This window comes from Pseudomonas sp. GL-B-26, from assembly GCF_019947405.1.
Classification (GTDB): Bacteria; Pseudomonadota; Gammaproteobacteria; order Pseudomonadales; family Pseudomonadaceae; genus Aquipseudomonas.
Genome location: NZ_JAGYGJ010000055.1, coordinates 1 through 18,135 on the forward strand (window position 1 = coordinate 1; position 18,135 = coordinate 18,135).

13 protein-coding genes and 1 rRNA gene are annotated in these 18,135 nt (G+C 59.8%); 9 read left to right on the forward strand and 5 right to left on the reverse strand.

Going from position 1 to position 18,135, the window contains the following annotated elements; all coding sequences use genetic code 11:
• From rrf to KGB23_RS26085, 7 genes are all read left to right on the forward strand, one after another.
• Positions 1 to 101 (forward strand): 5S ribosomal RNA (gene rrf, locus KGB23_RS26055); the annotation flags it as partial.
• A 156-nt stretch (positions 102 to 257) separates the two neighbouring features.
• Positions 258 to 3,707: an exodeoxyribonuclease V subunit gamma gene (recC, locus tag KGB23_RS26060; RefSeq protein WP_223433113.1), complete on the forward strand. Its 3,450-nt coding sequence runs from the start codon at positions 258 to 260 to the stop codon at positions 3,705 to 3,707.
• Complete coding sequence (gene recB, locus KGB23_RS26065; protein WP_223433114.1) at positions 3,707 to 7,393, forward strand: exodeoxyribonuclease V subunit beta; 3,687 nt, start codon at positions 3,707 to 3,709, stop codon at positions 7,391 to 7,393. Before recC ends, recB begins: the two co-directional genes overlap by 1 nt.
• Positions 7,390 to 9,498, forward strand: a complete 2,109-nt coding sequence (gene recD / locus KGB23_RS26070; protein ID WP_223433115.1) for an exodeoxyribonuclease V subunit alpha — start codon at positions 7,390 to 7,392, stop codon at positions 9,496 to 9,498. Before recB ends, recD begins: the two co-directional genes overlap by 4 nt.
• 120 nt (positions 9,499 to 9,618) lie before the next feature.
• A complete protein-coding gene (locus KGB23_RS26075) occupies positions 9,619 to 10,194 on the forward strand; it encodes a YfiR family protein (RefSeq protein WP_223433116.1) in 576 nt (191 codons plus the stop codon).
• Entirely contained in the window at positions 10,191 to 11,459 is a 1,269-nt protein-coding gene (locus KGB23_RS26080; protein ID WP_223433117.1) for a diguanylate cyclase domain-containing protein, read from the forward strand. Before KGB23_RS26075 ends, KGB23_RS26080 begins: the two co-directional genes overlap by 4 nt.
• Positions 11,460 to 11,464: 5 nt before the next feature.
• Positions 11,465 to 11,968 carry an OmpA family protein gene (locus KGB23_RS26085; RefSeq protein WP_223433118.1) on the forward strand — a complete coding sequence of 168 codons (504 nt, stop codon included), beginning with the start codon at positions 11,465 to 11,467 and terminating at the stop codon, positions 11,966 to 11,968.
• Here the strand turns inward: KGB23_RS26085 and KGB23_RS26090 are convergent.
• Positions 11,965 to 12,912: a LysR family transcriptional regulator gene (locus KGB23_RS26090; RefSeq protein WP_150658678.1), complete on the reverse strand. Its 948-nt coding sequence runs from the start codon at positions 12,910 to 12,912 to the stop codon at positions 11,965 to 11,967. The genes KGB23_RS26085 and KGB23_RS26090 overlap by 4 nt on opposite strands.
• Before the next feature lie 163 nt (positions 12,913 to 13,075).
• Between KGB23_RS26090 and KGB23_RS26095 the strand changes: the two genes are divergently transcribed.
• Positions 13,076 to 14,602, forward strand: coding sequence for a CoA-acylating methylmalonate-semialdehyde dehydrogenase (locus KGB23_RS26095; protein ID WP_223433119.1), 1,527 nt, complete (start codon positions 13,076 to 13,078; stop codon positions 14,600 to 14,602).
• A 10-nt stretch (positions 14,603 to 14,612) separates the two neighbouring features.
• A complete protein-coding gene (gene mmsB, locus KGB23_RS26100) occupies positions 14,613 to 15,500 on the forward strand; it encodes a 3-hydroxyisobutyrate dehydrogenase (protein WP_223433120.1) in 888 nt (295 codons plus the stop codon).
• A 243-nt stretch (positions 15,501 to 15,743) separates the two neighbouring features.
• Here mmsB and KGB23_RS26105 read toward each other — a convergent pair whose 3' ends face one another.
• The 4 genes from KGB23_RS26105 to KGB23_RS26120 all read right to left on the reverse strand — a co-directional run bounded on the left by KGB23_RS26105 (position 15,744) and on the right by KGB23_RS26120 (position 18,123).
• Positions 15,744 to 16,088, reverse strand: a complete 345-nt coding sequence (locus KGB23_RS26105; RefSeq protein ID WP_007946320.1) for a cupin domain-containing protein — start codon at positions 16,086 to 16,088, stop codon at positions 15,744 to 15,746.
• Positions 16,089 to 16,197: 109 nt separating this feature from the next.
• On the reverse strand, positions 16,198 to 16,569 hold the full coding sequence (locus KGB23_RS26110; RefSeq protein ID WP_223433121.1) for a MerR family transcriptional regulator: 372 nt from the start codon (positions 16,567 to 16,569) through the stop codon (positions 16,198 to 16,200).
• 48 nt (positions 16,570 to 16,617) lie between these two features.
• Complete coding sequence (locus KGB23_RS26115; RefSeq protein ID WP_223433122.1) at positions 16,618 to 17,193, reverse strand: NAD(P)H-dependent oxidoreductase; 576 nt, start codon at positions 17,191 to 17,193, stop codon at positions 16,618 to 16,620.
• Between the two features lie 45 nt (positions 17,194 to 17,238).
• Positions 17,239 to 18,123, reverse strand: coding sequence for a LysR substrate-binding domain-containing protein (locus KGB23_RS26120; RefSeq protein WP_223433123.1), 885 nt, complete (start codon positions 18,121 to 18,123; stop codon positions 17,239 to 17,241).
• Positions 18,124 to 18,135 lie beyond the last annotated feature (12 nt).

Below are 18,135 nucleotides of genomic sequence, written 5' to 3' on the forward strand. Positions count from 1 at the left end.
GCATTGGAACCACCTGATCCCATCCCGAACTCAGCAGTGAAACGATGCATCGCCGATGGTAGTGTGGGGTTTCCCCATGTGAGAGTAGGTCATCGTCAAGATTAAATTCCGAAACCCCTATCTGCGTATGCAGGTAGGGGTTTTGTTTTGTCCGCAAGAAAGTTCTCACAGCAATACCGGACGGCTCCCGGCTGTCACAGTCTCCCGACAATGCTAAGGTTCGGCCCTAGCTTTTGTATTTTTCCAAGGAAGCCTTTATGCCGGACGCGACGTCCCTCAGTGCTGGTTTTATGGTGGTTCACGGCAACCGCCTGGACGAGTTGCGCAGCCTGGTAGTCAGCTGGATGCGGCGTTACCCGTTGGCTCCCTTGGAAAATGAAATTGCCCTGGTTCAGAGCAACGGCATCGCCCAATGGCTGAAGCTGGCACTGGCAGAAGACCCTGAAGACGATGACATGGGCGGCTGCGGAATCGCAGCAGCCATCGATGTGCAGTTACCGGGTAGCTTCATGTGGCAGCTCTATCGCATGGTGCTTGGACGTGACGAAATCCCGGTCAAATCCCTGCTCGATAAAGCTCCCTTGACCTGGCGTCTGATGCGTCTGCTTCCGCAGTTGATCAACCAACCGCACTTCGAACCCCTGCAGCGCTTCCTTACGAATGACACAGACTTACGTAAACGCTATCAATTGGCGGAGCGATTGGCGGATCTGTTCGACCAATATCAGGTGTACCGTGCCGACTGGCTTGAAGACTGGGCAGAAGGTCGCCATCAATTACGAAATGGTAGAGGCGAGTCCAAACCTCTGACCCCGGCTAACTGCTGGCAGGCAGAGTTGTGGCGTGCGCTGCTGCTGGATGTGGGTGAACAAGGCATGGCGCAAAGCCGAGCCGGCGTCCATCAACGGTTTATCGAACGCATCAACAACCTCGACGTAGCTCCCAGCGGATTGCCTTCACGGGTGATCGTTTTCGGGATCTCTTCACTGCCCGCTCAAGCGCTGGAAGCACTGGCGGGGCTGGCCCGGTTCAGCCAGGTTCTGCTTTGCGTACACAACCCGTGTCGTCACCATTGGGCAGACATCGTCGCCGATAAAGACCTGTTGCGGCATCAATACAAGCGTCAGGCTCGCAAGAGCGGAATGCCGGTTGTGCTCGACCCGCAAACCCTTCACCAGCATGCCCATCCACTACTGGCGGCATGGGGCAAGCAGGGGCGGGACTACATCAATCTGCTCGACAGCTACGACGATCCCAACAGCTACCGCTCCGCATTCCGCGATGGCCGTATCGACCTGTTCAGCGACAGCCAGCCACAGAACATGCTCAATCAATTACAGGACGACATTCTTGAGTTGCGTCCCTTGAACGAGACTCGCGAACGCTGGCCGGCTGTCGATCCGGCAAACGACGAATCGATCCGTTTTCACATTGCCCATAGTGCCCAGCGTGAAGTGGAGATCCTCCACGACCAGTTGCTCGCACGCTTCAGTGCTGATCCGGATTTAAGGCCTCGCGATGTGATCGTGATGGTCCCGGACATCGACAGCTACGCACCGCATATCCGTGCGGTATTTGCTCAGCTTGAACGCCACGATCCGCGTTTCATTCCCTTCACGCTCGCCGATCAAGGCCAACGTGGCCGTGACCCGTTACTGATTGCTATCGAGCATCTACTCAAACTGCCCGACAGCCGTTTCCCTGTGAGCGAGATCCTCGATCTGCTGGATGTTCCTGCACTACGCGCTCGCTTCGGTGTAGAGGAACGTGATCTGCCGACCCTGCACCGTTGGATCGAAGGCGCAGGCATCCGCTGGGGCATGAATGCCGAGCAGCGCGCGGGTCTCGGTCTGCCGCAGGAGCTGGAACAAAACAGTTGGCGTTTCGGCCTGCGACGGATGCTGCTCGGTTATGCCGTGGGCAGTGCCAGTGCCTGCGAGGGTATCGAACCCTACGACGAGATCGGTGGTCTGGATGCCGCGCTCATTGGGCCTTTGGTCGCGCTGCTGGACGCATTGGCGATTGCCCACCAGGAACTCACTCAGCCCGCAGCTCCCAAACAATGGGGCTTTCGATTGCACGCACTGGTTCAGTTGTTTTTCCTGGCCAGTAACGAGCATGACGACTACGTGTTGGCCCAACTCGAAGAGCTGCGTGAAACCTGGCTTGAGACGTGCGAGTCAGTCGGCTTGCATGATGAGCTGCCGTTGACCGTGGTCCGTGAAGCCTGGCTCGCCGGCCTCGATCAAGGCCGTCTGTCCCAGCGTTTCCTGGCTGGTGCGGTTAACTTCTGCACCTTGATGCCCATGCGCGCGATCCCGTTCAAACTGGTCTGCCTGCTGGGCATGAATGACGGGGACTACCCGCGTGCCCAACCGCCACTGGACTTCGACCTCATGGGCAGTGATTACCGCCCTGGCGATCGCTCCCGACGTGAAGATGACCGCTATCTGCTGTTGGAAGCCCTGTTGTCGGCACGTGACCAACTCTATATCAGCTGGGTCGGTCGCAGCATTCGCGATAACAGTGAACGCCCTGCGTCGGTACTGATTGGCCAATTGCGAGATCATCTGGCCAGCGGTTGGCGACTGCATGATGTCGACGAAGATCTGCTTGAGGCCATCACTCAGGAACATCCACTGCAACCGTTCAGCGCCCGCTACTTCCATGAAGGCGATGATTTGTTTAGCTACGCGAATGAATGGCAGGTGCTGCATCAAACCAGTGAGCCGTCGACTGATATCGAGGTCCTTGATCCCTACGTTCAGGAGGAGCCGCTGAGCCTCGGTCAACTGCAGGACTTCCTGCGTAATCCTGTGCGACATTTCTTCAGTCAGCGACTGAAGGTGTACTTCGAAGCGGCTGAAGTGCCCTTGGCTGATGAAGAGCCATTTGTACTCGATGCGTTGCAACGTTACAGCCTCAGCGACAGCTTGCTCGAAGCGGCACTGGGACATCTGGATAGCACCGATCAGATACTGGAAGCGCAGGCAAAACGCCTTCAAAACAGTGGGCTTCTGCCCATGGCCGGATTCGGCGAATGCCTTCAGCGAGAGTTGATCGAACCGTTACCGGATCTGTTGCAGCGTTATCAGCAGCTATTGGCGTTATGGCCAACGCCGCTCACCAACGCTCTGCCAGTGAATCTGGAGTTGCAGGGGCTGCGCCTGGAAGGTTGGCTCAGCGGCCTGCATCAGCGTGCGGACGGTGGTTTGCTATCAGTCACGACAATCCCCAACAGCATCGGCTCAATCAAATCTCGCAAATGGCATCGGCTGATACGGCCTTGGGTCAATCATCTGGTTGCCTGCGCCAGTGGTATGGCGATGACCACCGCGTTGGTGGCCAGCGACGACAGTCTGCTACTCGGTCCGATGGAGGAGGGTGCAGCCTTGCGGATTCTGGGCGACCTGTTAATGGCTTGGCAAACGGGCATGCGTCAACCGCTGCCGATTGCGGTGAAGACCGGCTTCGCTTGGCTTGGTCAAACTGATCCGGTCAAAGCCCAGGCCGCGGCCCGCAAGGCCTATGAAGGCGATGGCCTGACCACCGACGGCGAGCGTCGAGAAAGCCCGGCACTCGCACGGCAGTTCGCCGACTTCGACACGCTTGTCGCAGACGAAACGTTCCCGGATTGGTGCAACGCATTGTACCGGCCGCTGCTTGAAGCGCCTTGGCGTTCATTGAACAGCGAGGAGACGCGCTGATGACCACCAAACCTCTGGCCTTGGCATTTCCCCTGCGCGGTAGCCAATTGATCGAAGCGAGCGCCGGGACCGGCAAGACCTTCACCATTTCCGCGCTTTATCTGCGCCTTGTCCTTGGCCACGGCGCGGAGTCGAGCGGCTTCGGACGTGAATTGTTGCCGCCGCAAATCCTCGTTGTGACGTTCACCGATGCCGCGACCAAAGAACTGCGCGAACGTATCCGCACACGTCTTGCTGAAGCTGCACGGTTTTTCCGTGATGAAACACCGGCGCCCGATAGCCTTATCGCGGAGCTTCGTGAGGAGTACCTTCCTGAGCAATGGGCCGGGTGTGCGAACCGCCTGGACATCGCCGCGCAGTGGATGGACGAAGCGGCAGTTTCAACTATCCACAGTTGGTGCCAGCGCATGTTGCGCGAGCACGCGTTCGACAGTGGCAGCCTGTTTACACAAACCCTGGAAACCGATCACAGCGATTTGCTGGGCGAAGTCCTGCGTGATTACTGGCGCCTGTTTTGCTACCCGATGCAAGGCGATGCGCTGAACTGGGTGCGCGGAAATTGGGGCGGTCCGGCGGCTTTACTGCCGCGAGTACGTGGTTTGTTCGCCAGTGAGCGAGACAGTGTTGAAGGTAAAGAGCCTGCCGAGCTGATCACGGAATGTCTGCAAGAGCGGCGGGTAGCCTTGCTCGAACTCAAGATGCCCTGGCGCCAGTGGGCGGACGAGTTGCTTGCCATCTGTCACCAGGGTGTTGCGAGCAAGAGCGTCGACGGTCGCAAGATGCAGGCGCGCTATTTCGAACCCTGGTTTGAGAAGATCAGGGCCTGGGTTGAAGACGAATCCCTTGAGCAACTGGATATCGGCACCGGCTTCACGCGCCTGACACCCGAGGGTATGGCTGAAGCCTGGAAGGGCGAAGCACCCAGTCATCCGGGACTGGATGCCATGCCCGGCCTCAAGGCCAGTCTCGATGGATTGCCGACACCTGATGCCGCCGTGCTGCAACACGCCGCCCAGTGGGTCGGTACTCGGTTCGAGGAAGAAAAGCGTCGTCGTGCGGAGATGGGCTTCGATGACATGCTGCTGCGCCTCGATGCAGCATTGCAGTCCGATGGCGGTGAGCGGCTGGCGACCCTGATTCGCGAGCAGTTTCCGGTGGCGCTGATCGATGAGTTCCAGGACACCGACCCGGTGCAGTACCGGATCTTCGAGAGCATCTATCGCATCGAAGACAACAATCCCGAATGCGGTCTGTTCCTGATCGGCGACCCCAAGCAAGCGATCTACGCGTTCCGCGGTGCCGACATCTACACCTACTTGCGCGCCCGCCAGGCCACCGCTGGCCGATTGCATACCCTGGGAACGAATTTCCGTTCCAGCCATGGCATGGTCAGTGCGGTAAACCATGTGTTCGAGCGTGCCGAGTCTCGTGAGACCGGGCGAGGCGCGTTCCTGTTTCGTGAAAAGAACGGTGAGAACCCGGTACCGTTTTTGCCCGTCGAATCCCAGGGACGCAAAGAAATTTTACACATCGACACTCAGATTGTGCCCGCTCTCAACATCTGGCATTTGTCCGCCGAGCAGCCATTGTCCGGCGCGGTGTACCGACAACAACTCGCCGCCGCCTGCGCCAGTGAAATCACCACTTTGCTCAACGGCGGGCAACAAGGTCGCGCGGGTTTCATACAGGACGGCAAGGACTTCAGAGGGCTGCTGCCAGCGGATATCGCGATCCTGGTCCGCGACGGTAAAGAAGCCCAGGCTGTGCGCGGCGAACTCTCCGCCCGTGGCGTGCGCAGTGTCTATCTGTCGGACAAGGACTCGGTGTTCGCCGCCCAGGAGGCCCACGATCTGCTGACCTGGCTCAAGGCCTGCGCCGAGCCGGATGTCGAGCGTCCACTGCGGGCCGCATTGGCCTGCATCACGCTGAACCTGTCACTGGCTGAACTGGAGCGGCTGAATCAGGACGAACTGGCCTGGGAAGCGCGGGTTATGCAGTTCCGCCGCTACCGCGAGCTCTGGCGCAAGCAGGGCGTGTTGCCCATGCTGCGGCGCTTGCTGCATGACTTCCAGCTGCCTCAGACATTGATCATGCGCAGTGACGGCGAGCGGGTGCTGACCAATTTGCTGCACTTGTCCGAATTGCTGCAACAGGCGGCCGCCGAACTCGATGGTGAGCAAGCGCTGATCCGTCATTTGTCCGAGCATCTGGCGTTGTCCGGTCAGGCCGGCGAAGAACAGATCCTGCGTCTGGAGAGTGACGAACAACTGGTCAAAGTCGTGACCATTCACAAGTCCAAGGGACTTGAATATCCCTTGGTATTCCTGCCATTCATTTGCTCGGTGAAGCCGGTGGATGGCAGCCGCCTGCCGCTGCATTACCACGATGAAAGCGGCAAGGCTCAGGTGACCTTGAAGCCGACGGCCGAGTTGATAGTTCAGGCGGATGATGAGCGTCTTGCCGAAGATTTGCGCTTGCTTTACGTAGCCCTGACCCGGGCGCAACACGCCTGCTGGCTCGGAGTGACTGATCTCAAGCGCGGCAATAACAACAGCTCGGTGCTGCATCTTTCAGCATTGGGTTATCTGCTGGGCGGCGGAGCACCATTGGCCGAGTCGGCGGGCTTGAAGCGTTGGCTGCAAGACCTGCAGCAGGACTGTCCTGCGCTGAGCTACGGTGAAATGCCTGAAGTGACCGTCGAGCACTACCATCCGCCGCACAACGATGCGACGTTGCTTGCTCCGCTGATACCCAAACGCAAGGCCAGCGAAAACTGGTGGATTGCTTCCTACAGTGCCCTGCGCATTGGCGACAGCATGAGCGTGGGCACTGATGAAGCGCCGGAGAGCCCGCAGGCGCAAAAGCTCTTCGACGACGAACGCCTCGATCCGCAAGCACCACGAGAAGTGGTGGCCGGTGGTGCTGATATCCATCGATTCCCTCGTGGGCCGAACCCCGGCACCTTTCTCCATGGTTTGCTCGAATGGGCCGGTGATGAGGGCTTTGTCGCCACGCCGAAAACTGTGGAAGATGCCATTGCCCGTCGTTGCAACCGCCGTGGTTGGGAGGGCTGGATCACCGCCCTGAGCGACTGGCTGCAGCATCTGCTTACGTCCCCGCTGCATATCGGCGGCGGGCAGGCCCCCGTGGTGTTCGAGCGGCTCACCCAATACCGGGTCGAGATGGAGTTCTGGTTCGCCAGTCATAAGGTCGATGTGCTCAAGCTCGATGAACTGGTGCGTCAATACACCCACAACGGCGTGGCCCGGGTGGCTGCCGAGCCGGTGTTGCTCAATGGCATGTTCAAAGGCTTCATCGACCTGACGTTCGAGCACGACGGCCGCTACTACGTCGCCGACTACAAATCCAACTGGCTGGGCGTCGATGACGCGGCCTATACCGAGCAGGCCATGGAGCAGTCGATTCTCGACAACCGTTACGACCTGCAATACGTGCTGTACCTGTTAGCCCTGCACCGCCAGCTCAAGGCGCGACTTGCCGATTACGATTACGACCGGCATGTCGGTGGTGCGCTGTACCTGTTCCTGCGCGGTACACGCGCTTCCAGCCAGGGCGTGTATTTCGCCCGTCCTCCAAGAGAGCTGATCGAACGTCTGGACCGGCTGTTCCAGGGCAAGCCAGAACCCAAGGCCGAACCCGCCTGGGAACAGGGAGTTTTGCTATGAGTCGCACCTTCGCTGATTTGCTGCCCACTTCGTTGACAGCTGAAAGCCTGGCGGATCTGGCGCCGTTGAGTCGCGCCGATGACTTGCTGCTGTTACTGACACGCTGGGTTGAGCGCGGCTGGCTGCGAGCGCTGGACAAAGCCTTCGTCGCTTTTCTTCATGAGCTCGCTCCCGGCGATGATCCGCTGGTGCTGCTGGCCGCTGCGTTGGCCAGTCATCAACTGGGCCACGGTCATGTGTGCCTGGATGTGTTCGAGACGCTCAAGGAACCGGACTTCGCCCTGTCGCTGCCACCGGAAGGTGATGTGCAAAGTGGTGCGATGTTGCTGCCGTCGCAACTGCTTGAAGCGCTGGACGGTGCCCATTGGTGCAAGGTCCTGACCTCCAGCAGTCTGGTCGCTTTGGCGGTCGATGGTCGCGAGGCAGCGCAGCATCGGCCATTGGTATTGTCGGGCAAACGCCTGTACTTGCGTCGTTACTGGGCATACGAACGGCGTATCGACACCTCGCTGCGCCAACGCCTGGTGGAACACGAAACCACGCCGGATGATTTGTCCCAACGCCTCACCAGCTTGTTCGGCCCAGCCAAGCCCGGTGAAGTGATTGACTGGCAAAAGCTCGCCTGTGCCCTCGCCACCCGCAGCGCATTCAGCATCGTTACCGGTGGCCCGGGGACCGGCAAGACGACGACGGTTGTGCGTTTGCTGGCGTTGCTCCAGGCGCCAGCAGTGGAGGCCGGCAAGCCGTTGCGCATTCGCCTCGCGGCACCCACCGGCAAGGCTGCGGCCCGACTGACGGAGTCCATCAGTCAGCAGGTCAGGACTCTGGAAGTCGATGAAACCGTACGAGTGAAGATCCCCTCAGACGTTACCACCGTGCACCGTCTGCTCGGCAGTCGCCCCGGTACTCGACACTTCCGTCAGCACGCCGGTAATCGCTTGCCGCTGGATGTATTGGTGGTGGACGAAGCCTCGATGATCGATCTGGAAATGATGGCCAACCTGCTTGATGCGTTGCCGGTCCATGCCCGTCTGGTGCTGCTCGGTGACAAGGATCAACTGGCATCGGTGGAGGCCGGCGCCGTGCTGGGCGACCTGTGCCGCGACGCCGAGGCCGGTTGGTACAGTCCACAGACTCGCCGGTGGCTGGAAGCTGTCAGTGGTGAAAGCCTGGATGCCAGCGGTTTGCAGGAAGACACCCAAGGGACTCATCCCCTGGCCCAGCAAGTTGTGATGCTGCGTCATTCACGCCGGTTCGGCGAGGGCAGCGGCATCGGCCAACTGGCTCGTTGGGTCAACCAGCAGCAACCCGAGGAAGCCCGCAAGTTGTTGGCGGCTCGAAGCCATGACGACGTGTTTTCCCTGTCCCTCAAGGGGGAGCAGGACCGGGCGCTGGAACGCTTGCTGCTTGAGGGGCATGGTGATGGACCGCAGGGTTATCGCCATTACCTGAGTCTCTTGCGCAGCCTGCGACCGTCGCTCGACAGCACACTTGATGATCCCTGCTGGACCGATTGGGCTCGCCAGGTACTGCAAGCCTTCGACGCCTTCCAGTTGTTGTGCGCCGTACGCAAAGGGCCGTGGGGCGTGGAGGGGTTGAATCAGCGCGTGACCGCCGCGCTGCTCAAGACTCGGCTGATCGACAGCGACCAGCAGTGGTACGAAGGTCGACCAGTGCTGATGACCCGCAATGACTATGGTCTGGGTTTGATGAACGGCGACATCGGCATTGCCCTCAAACTACCGGAACGTGAGGGGCCAGAGGTTGGGAAGCAGGTGCTGCGTGTGGCGTTCCCGCGTAATGATGGTCAGGGCGGCGTACGGTTTGTACTGCCGAGCCGGCTCAATGATGTGGAAACCGTGTACGCGATGACGGTGCACAAATCCCAGGGCTCGGAATTTGCCCATACGGCGTTGATTCTGCCGGATGCCCTGAACCCTGTGCTCACCAAGGAGTTGATCTACACCGGAATTACCCGGGCCAAAAACTGGTTCACCCTGATCGAGCCGCGTCCCGGCGTATTCGAAGAGGCAGTGAGGCGCAAGGTCAAGCGCTTGAGTGGCTTGATGCTGGAATTGGATGAGGGTGTTGAACCAAGGGGTTGAAAGGGACGGCGCCAGACGATGGAAACTGTCCCGAAGTGCCGTAGGGCACGGCCTCGCTGGTGTTTGAACGCTGTGCTATCGTTGCGGCATCATTTCGCTACGATCGAAGAGAATCCCTGCATGAAGGTCGCTGTCTGGACGACACAGCGCGTTATCGGGTGCAAACAAGTGCTGTTCGCCGGCCTTCTCTGTTTGTTCACCAGCGTCGTTTTCGCTCAGTCGGAAACGCCTGTGAGCATGGCCGACCAACGCGCAAAATCCGTCACGCAGGTAGTACTCGGAATCCTCAGTTATGCCCGTTGGCCTGTTGAACCAGCACAACTGCGCTTGTGCATAGTGGGCCCCACCGAATACACCGACGATCTGGTCAAAGGCACGACTCAGGCCACCGGTCGGCCTGTTACCGTGCGCAGACTGCTGGCTGACAACCCGTCCATTGTTGGTGAGTGCGACGCGGTGTACATCGGCAAACTGACCAGTGATGAACGCAGCCAGCTATTCGCTTCGCTGACAGGGCATCCGGTGCTGAGCATCAGCGAAGGCGACGACCCATGCACCGTCGGCAGTCTGTTTTGCCTACGGGTCAGCGATGAGCAAGTGTCCTTTGAGGTCAACCTGGATTCCGTCGCCCGAAGTGGCGTGCGTATTCACCCCAGTGTGCTGCAACTGTCCCGCCGCAAGCCGGCGGCGCCATGAGTCTATTCAAGTCGGGTAGCCGCCCAACCTTGCGCTCGGTCATCGGGCGCGGACATTTGATCGTTGCACTCGTGGGCGTGGCCATGGCCAGCATCTCGCTGACGTTGCTCGGCGTACTGGCGTTGCGGGTCTATGCCGACCATAACTTGCACCTGATTGCGCGCTCGATCAATTACACCGTGGAAGCGGCGGTGGTGTTCAACGACAAGTCTGCCGCTACCGAAGCGTTGGCGTTGATTGCGTCCACCGAAGGAGTGGCCGATGCCCAAGTGCTGGACGAGCAAGGCACGTTGCTGGCTCGCTGGGAGCGGCCGGAAACGGGCTTGTTCTCTGATCTCGAAATGCAGATTGCCAAGGCCTTTCTGGAAAAACCGATCAGCATGCCAATCGTTCATCAAGGTCGGGAAATCGGCAGCATCCAGCTCACCGGCCACGGGGGCAGCCTGTTACGGTTTTTGCTCAGCGGTCTGGTCGGCATCGTCTTGTGTACCGCCGTCAGTGCCTGGGTGGCGCTCTATCTGGCGCGCCGACAACTCCGCGCAATCACCGGCCCGTTGCGCAGCCTGGCGTTCGTGGCTCACGCCGCACGCAGTGAGCGAGCCTTCGATCAGCGTGTACCACCCGCCGCCATCGCCGAACTCGACAACCTGGGTAATGACTTCAATGCCTTGCTCGATGAGCTCGAATCCTGGCAGACCCACCTGCAAAGCGAAAACGAAACCCTGGCCCACCAGGCCAGCCATGACAGCCTCACCGGGTTGCCGAATCGAGCGTTTTTCGAAGGCCGGCTGATTCGAGCGCTGCGTAATGCCAACAAGCTCAACGAGCAAGTGGCGGTGCTGTTTCTCGACAGCGACCGGTTCAAGGAAATCAATGATGGCTTTGGTCATGCCGCTGGCGATGCGGTGCTGGTGGCCGTGGCCAAACGGGTTCGTGCGCAGTTGCGTGAAGATGATCTTGTGGCGCGTTTGGGTGGTGACGAATTTGCCGTCATGCTGACGCCGCTGCATAAGATCGAGGACGCCGAGTGGATTGCCGACAAAATCATCGCCAGCATGGAAGTACCGATCCCCTTGCCGGGCAATACCCAGGTGTTGACTTCACTCAGCATCGGCATCGCCGTGTACCCCGACCATGGAGCCACACCGGGCGTGTTGCTTGACGCCGCCGACGCGGCCATGTACCAAGCCAAGCGCCTTTCCCGAGGCGCACAGCACACGGCCGGGTCGGAGCACCCTGTCGCCGATGTTCAAACCAGGAGCTAATTTTTGTGTTCTCACTGACCCGGCGTTCCCTGCGATTTTTCACGTTCACCGTATTGATGGCCTTGCTGGCATTGACCGGTTGCCAGACAGCACCGCAAAAAGGCCTGACTCCGGTACAGATCGCTGTGCTTAAACAGCAAGGTTTCGAATTGACCGATGAGGGCTGGGCCTTTGGCCTGTCCGGCAAAGTGCTGTTTGGCAGTGACGACGACAGCCTCAACCCTGCCAGCACCGACATCGTCGAGCGTATCGGCAAGGCGTTACTTGGCGTTGGAATTGAGCGAGTGCGGGTCGATGGTCACACCGATGCCTCGGGCAAAGAGTCTTACAACGAACAGCTCTCACTGCGCCGCGCAAAAAGCGTCGGCAAGGTGCTGACCGCTGTCGGGATGAAAGAACAAAACATCCAACTGCGCGGTCTCGGCAGCAGTGAGCCAGTTGCCTCCAACGACACGCCGGCCGGTCGTACCGAGAACCGCCGGGTGTCGATCGTGGTGAGCTCCGACTAATCGGCGAACAGGGTCTCCCGACTTTCGCCCATCAACAGACCCTGATTCTGCTCAGTGACCGCACGGATGTAATCCCACAACAGGGTGATCCGCTTGAGCTTGCGCAAATCCTCGCGGCAGTACATCCAGAACTGTCGAGTGATGTTGATCTCTTCCGGCAACACCGGCAGCAATCGCGGATCCTGGGCCGCCAGGAAGCACGGCAGAATCGCCAGTGACCGCCCTTGCTGTGCGGCCACGAATTGCGCAATCACACTGGTGCTTCGCAGGTTGGCACTGGCGCCAGGCAACACATTTGCCAGGTACAACAGCTCCGAGCTGAACGCCAGATCGTCGACATAACTAATGAATGAATGTTTACCCAAGTCAGCCGGGCGGCGGATCGGTGGGTGCTTGTCGAGATAATCCTGAGTCGCGTAGAGCTGTAATTTGTAGTCGCAGAGTTTGCAGCAGACGTACGGACCATGCTCCGGGCGCTCCAGGGCGATGACGATGTCCGCCTCGCGCTTGGACAGGCTGATGAAGTGCGGCAGCGGCAGGATGTCCACCGAGATCGCCGGGTAGGCATCGACGAAATGGCTCAGCTGCGGGGTGATGAAAAAGCTGCCGAAGCCTTCGGTGCAGCCCATGCGCACATGCCCGGACAACGCCACGCCAGAGCCCGAAACCTGCTCGCAGGCCATGTGCAGCGTGCTTTCGATCGACTCGGCGTAACCCAGCAACCGCTGGCCTTCGGCGGTCAGGACAAAACCGCTGGTCCGGGATTTCTCGAACAGCAAAGTGCCCAATGCCGCTTCCAGCGAACTGATGCGCCGCGACACTGTGGTGTAGTCGACCGCCAGGCGCTTCGCCGCGGTGCTGGCCTTGCGGGTGCGGGCGACTTCAAGGAAAAACTTGAGGTCGTCCCAGTTCAACGAGCCTAGAGACGTGATGTTTTTTTGCATGATGGACCGGCTTTTATGTGCGTTCTTATTAGAAGTTTGCACATCTATACTCCAAAAACAGTCCGACAACCAATTCGCGACACACGCCTCATCTCAAGGCGACATTCTCGCCTTGGCTCCCCAGATAGCTCTCTAAATAAGAACAACGTCCCGGAGACCCAACATGAACGCATCGCTCACGCCAAACGAAACCACTGTCCAAACGGTAAAGCTGTTGATCGACGGCGAGTGGGTCGAGTCCCAGACCACCGAGTGGCACGACATCGTCAACCCGGCGACCCAGCAAGTGCTGGCGAAAGTGCCGTTCGCGACCGCGCAGGAAGTCGATGCCGCGATCAGCGCCGCCCATCGCGCCTTCCAGACCTGGAAGCTGACGCCGATCGGCGCGCGGATGCGCATCATGCTCAAGCTCCAGGCGTTGATTCGCGAACACTCCAAGCGCATCGCCGTGGTGCTCAGCAACGAACAAGGCAAAACCATCGCCGACGCTGAAGGCGATATCTTCCGCGGCCTGGAAGTCGTCGAACACGCCTGCTCCATCGGCAGCCTGCAAATGGGCGAGTTCGCCGAGAACGTTGCTGGCGGCGTCGATACCTACACCCTGCGTCAGCCAATCGGCGTTTGCGCCGGCATCACCCCGTTCAACTTCCCGGCGATGATTCCGCTGTGGATGTTCCCGATGGCCATCGCCTGCGGCAACACCTTCGTGCTCAAGCCGTCCGAACAGGACCCGATGTCGACCATGCTGCTGGTGGAACTGGCGATCGAGGCCGGTGTTCCGGCCGGCGTGCTCAACGTCGTTCATGGCGGTAAAGACGTGGTGGATGCGCTCTGCACCCACAAGGACATCAAGGCTGTTTCCTTCGTCGGTTCGACCGCCGTCGGCACTCACGTCTACGACCTGGCCGGCAAACACGGCAAGCGCGTGCAATCGATGATGGGCGCGAAGAACCACGCCGTTGTGCTGGCGGATGCTAACCGCGAACAAGCGCTCAATGCGCTGGTCGGTGCCGGTTTCGGTGCGGCCGGGCAGCGCTGCATGGCCACATCCGTCGTGGTGCTGGTGGGCGCGGCCAAACAATGGCTGCCTGATCTGAAGGCGCTGGCGCAGAAACTCAAAGTGAATGCCGGCAGTGAGCCGGGCACTGATGTTGGTCCAGTGATTTCCAAAAAGGCCAAGGCGCGGATTCTGGATTTGATCGAGAGCGGCATCAAGGAAGGCGCCAAGCTGGAGCTGGACGGTCGTGAGATTACAGTTCCCGGCTTCGAGAAGGGCAACTTTGTCGGCCCGACCCTGTTCTCCGGCGTAACCCCAGAGATGCAGATCTACACCCAGGAAATCTTCGGTCCGGTGCTGGTAGTGCTGGAAGTCGATACCCTCGATGAGGCCATCGCACTGGTCAACGCCAACCCGTTCGGCAACGGCACTGGCCTGTTCACCCAAAGCGGTGCGGCGGCACGTAAATTCCAGACTGAAATCGATGTTGGCCAGGTCGGCATCAACATTCCGATTCCGGTGCCGGTTCCGTTCTTCAGCTTCACCGGTTCGCGCGGGTCCAAACTCGGCGACCTCGGTCCGTATGGCAAGCAAGTGGTGCAGTTCTACACTCAGACCAAGACTGTCACCAGTCGCTGGTTCGATGACAACAGCGTCAACGACGGTGTGAACACCACCATTAACTTGCGTTAAGGAGCCGGACATGAAAATCGCTTTTATCGGTCTCGGCAACATGGGCGCGCCAATGGCGCGCAACCTGATCAAGGCTGGCCATGCACTGCGGCTGGTTGACCTGAACAAAACCGTTCTGGCAGAGCTCGAGCAACTGGGCGGCAGCATCAGCGCTTCGGCACGTGAAGCGGCTCAAGGCGCAGAGCTGGTGATCACCATGCTGCCCGCCGCTGTGCATGTGCGCAGCGTGTGGCTGGGTGAAGACGGCGTGCTGGCGGGTATCGCCAAGGGCGTGCCGGCAGTCGATTGCAGCACCATCGATCCGCAAACGGCGCGTGATGTCGCCGCGACGGCGGCCAAGCAAGGTGTGGCCATGGCGGATGCGCCTGTGTCGGGCGGTACTGGCGGTGCGGCAGCCGGGACCCTGACGTTTATGGTCGGCGCTACCCCTGAGCTGTTCGCCACCCTGCAACCAGTGCTGGCGCAGATGGGCCGCAACATCGTCCATTGCGGCGAAGTCGGCACCGGGCAAATCGCCAAGATCTGCAACAACCTACTGCTGGCGATCTCCATGGTTGGTGTCAGCGAAGCCATGGCGCTGGGTGATGCGCTGGGCATCGACACGACGGTGTTGGCGGGAATCATCAACAGTTCCACCGGTCGTTGCTGGAGTTCAGAAATGTACAACCCGTGGCCGGGCATCGTCGAAACGGCGCCGGCCTCGCGCGGTTATACCGGCGGTTTCGGTGCCGAACTGATGCTCAAGGATCTGGGGCTGGCTACTGAGGCGGCACGCCAGGCGCACCAACCGGTGGTGCTCGGCGCGGTGGCTCAGCAGTTGTATCAGGCGATGAGCCAGCGTGGGGAAGGTGGCAAGGACTTCTCGGCGATCATCAATAGCTATCGCAAACCTCAATAGATTCACTTGAGATCTGTGGCGAGGGAGCTTGTCGGAACGCCGCACCGTCCCGCTGGTTCGCGAAGCGAACCCAAACCGGCGAGTACGGTGCTTCAGAATGAACGCATTTGCTGATTTACGACGGCTTCGCCGCCGAGCGGGAGCAAGCTCCCTCGCCACAAAAGCCCTTAGCCTCAGGTGAGGCATATTTCATACGAACATTTACCGGGAAATCACGTCGGGTGATCTCCCGGTTTTTTTGCATCAGGCAAACACGAAATACTTGCGCACGGTTTCAACCACTTCCCACGTGCCTTTCATGCCCGGCTCGATGACGAAAATATCACCGGCGCGCAGATGGATCGGCTCCTTTCCTTCTGGGGTGATGATGCAGTACCCCTCGCGGAAATCGCAGTATTCCCACTTCACGTATTCCACATACCACTTGCCCGGCGTGCAGATCCAGGTGCCCATGATCTTGCTGCCGTCTTCGCTGGTGTAGGCGTTGAGGTTGACGGTGTGCGGGTCGCCTTCGAGTTTTTCCCATTTGCAGGCGTCGAGCACCGGCAGTGGGTGGGTATCGCGAAGAACGGTAATAGGTGCGGTCATGTGGACTCCGGGGCAGTGGACTAGAGAACTGAAGTCGCACCCTATAGCGCCCGTCCATCGGTCAGTTGTCTGTGCTCGACATTGAGCTGTCCAGAAACGCGCATAACCCTCAAAGACTGTTCAGCGGGCAATCGAACCGGCTCTGTTCGAGGCTGGCTTCGAACTCGACCAATTGCGAATGCTGCTGCGACAGCGCAGCGATCCGTTCGCCGATTTCCTGCTTCTTGGCGGCGATGACCTGATGGGCCAGTTCCCACGGCATTTGCGGCCCTTGATGTCCGGCGAAGATCGACTGTAATTCCTTGAGCCTGAAACCCAGCTGCTGCGCGCACTTGATGAAGATCAGCAGGTCAACGCTTTGCTGGTCGTAGACGCGGTATTTTCCCAACCGCTGAGCGGCAGGCAGCAGGCCGATCGACTCGTAATGGCGGATGCTCTTGATCGTGGTTCCGGAGCGTTGCGCGGCTTGGCCGATGTACATGAAAAGTCCCTATTCGCCGTGGTAAAGCCCGGTGCATTATCGGCAGACTCAACGGCTGGCGATAGCCTGGGCCTGCAGCAACCAGGTTTCACGCTGGTCAGCGCTGGAACCGAGAATCGGGCCGAACGTGAGCGTGCGTTGTGGCTCGATGCCGCAGAACGCGAGCGTGGTTTTGCGTACCTGATGCAGTCCAGGCATGCGATAGATCCAGCGGTAATACCAGGGTGGCGTGTCCATGGTCACCAGCAAATGGGCGCTGCGACCGTGCAGGAGTTTCTCGGGAAAGGCTTTGCCTTCGCGGTATTTGAAAGCGAAACCTGGCAGGAACACCCGATCGAAAAAGCCCTTGAGCAACGCCGGAATTCCGCCCCACCAGATCGGATACACCAGCGTCAGGTGCTCGGCCCACACAATGTCCGCCTGGGCGCGGCGCAAGTCGGCTTCCAGTGGTTGGACCTGTTGATAACCTTCGCGCAGCACCGGGTCAAAGTCCATTGCGCCCAGAAACAACTGGCGCACCTCATGCCCGGCACGCGCCGCCGACTGTGCGTAACGTTCGGCGAGTGCGCCGCAGAAACTGTTGCTCGCCGGATGACCCAGAATCACCAGAATTCGCTTGCCCATCGTCTCTGTCCTTGAAGATGAAAACTCAAGGGTAAAGTCTGCCCCTCAGGGGAGAGTCAAGGCATGCAGCAAGGCCTTCGCATAACCGGGCAACGCCTCAAAGTCCCGCGCACAGAGCAGGAGTTTGCGTGTTGCCCAAGGTTCTTGCAGGGCGAGACGCTTGAAGAATTGTTCACCACGCCAGCGCTCAACCGCCGCGAGGGGCACGATCGCCAGCCCGGCCCCCCGGGCGACCATGCGCATCACACCTTCGAAACCGTCGGCGCGGATGCGGATTTGCAGGCGTGACCCGGTGTGCAGCGCCTGTTCTTCCAGGTACACCCCCAACGCGCTGCTGGCGTTGAGACCGACATAGTCGTGGTGCAAAGTGTCGCTGAAACTCACGACACCTGCGTGTGCCAAGGGATGATCGCGGGGCATGATCAGCACCAGCGGATCGTCGCGAAACGGGCGGGTCTGCAGGTCATCGGTGTCGACGGCGTCAGAGACGATGCCCAAGTCTGCCGCACCTTGGCGCAAGGCGTGGGTAATGCGCGCACTGGGAAGTTCTTGCAGATCGATGTCGAGGTTGGGGTGGTCACGAAGAAAGTCTGCAAGCAACTCAGGCAGGTACTCGGTGATAGCTGTGGTATTGCACAACAGTCGCACCTGACCTTTGACTCCCTTGGCGTATTCGGCCAGATCCTGCTGCATGCATTCAGCCTGTTGCAGCAGGACGCGGGCGTGTTGCGCCAGGGCCTTGCCCGCAGGTGTGGGCGTAACGCCGCGACGACCGCGCTCCAGAAACACGATCCCCAACGAAGCCTCCATGGCGCGGATGCGCGCACTCGCCGCCGCCAGGGACAGATGACTGCGAGCGGCGCCGGCGGTGATGTTGCCGCTGTCGAGGATGTTCAGGTAGAGGCGCAGGTCGGTCAGGTCGAAGTGCATGTTGTGTCCCGA